The 930-nt window shown below is 63.0% G+C and carries 1 protein-coding gene and 1 pseudogene; both read right to left on the reverse strand.

Annotation, left to right across the window (positions count from 1 at the left end; all coding sequences use genetic code 11):
• Positions 1 to 82, reverse strand: a pseudogene (locus tag EOC06_RS30840) (co-chaperone GroES); the annotation flags it as partial.
• A gap of 165 nt (positions 83 to 247) precedes the next feature.
• Positions 248 to 930, reverse strand: a 683-nt coding sequence (locus EOC06_RS30845; protein ID WP_245470237.1) for a class I SAM-dependent methyltransferase, incomplete at its 5' end; no start/stop codon positions are given.

Genomic DNA, 930 nt, shown 5'->3' on the forward strand with positions numbered 1-930 from the left:
TCCCGCCAGCGGTCTTGGATTCGGATTCGACCCGGCGAACGACCACGCGGTCATGAAGCGGGCGGAACTTCGACTTTGCCATTTTTTCTTCCTCGATGAGAACGGTGAGAAACAGTTCCTCCATCCGGCGGCGCCGGACATGTGGTTAGCACTCACCAAAGGCGAGTGCTAACGTGGCGCTGAAATAGGCTGGCGGCGCGCCGGAGTCAAGGCGCTCGGAGCGGCTCTTGGCGGTATGATGATGAACTTAGCGGTGCCTGGCCGAACCGAGTACCAGAAGCGGGCACCGTTCGGCCAGCGGATAGCTGCCGCTCGGCACGACGCGCACCTCGCCGAACCAGTCGGCGGCCTCTTCGATCAGCGTGGCCAGCGTCGCGAAACTGTAGCTTATGTCCGAGCCGGCATAGACGTCGATCGTGTTGATCGAGGTCATGCTCCACCCCGTCCTTGCGGCAAGAGCTTCGCGGTCTGGGAACAGTCTGCCGAACGTATCGCGGATCGTTGCCACCTTGATGGCGAAATCGGGGTCGTTCGTCGTGGACGCCATCGCGATCCGCCATTTGAGCGCGTGGAAATTCTCGACCCCGCCGGCCAGAACCAGAGCTTCGATGCCGCGCAGATCATCTGCCGTTTCCGGTCGTGCGAAGACGCGGATCGCTGCGCGCCTGCCAGGCTTCAGTACCCTGGCGACCTCGCCAAACAACGAACTGCGCGCCGCCTGGGAATCGACCGCCGACAGGCATCCGTCGCCGATGACGGCGTCGATGCTTGCGTGATCCACGGGCAGGTTAAGCCAGTTGCCGGCGATTGCCCTTCGCGAGCCGTCGTCGCCGGCCCATACGCCGGAAATCATGGCCGCCGACTGGTCGACCGCCAACATCGACTTGCCCAGAATTGCCAATTCCGGGGTCACCCCCAAGAGGAGGACAT

The organism is Mesorhizobium sp. M7A.F.Ca.MR.362.00.0.0, from assembly GCF_004023175.1.
GTDB lineage: Bacteria > Pseudomonadota > Alphaproteobacteria > Rhizobiales > Rhizobiaceae > Mesorhizobium.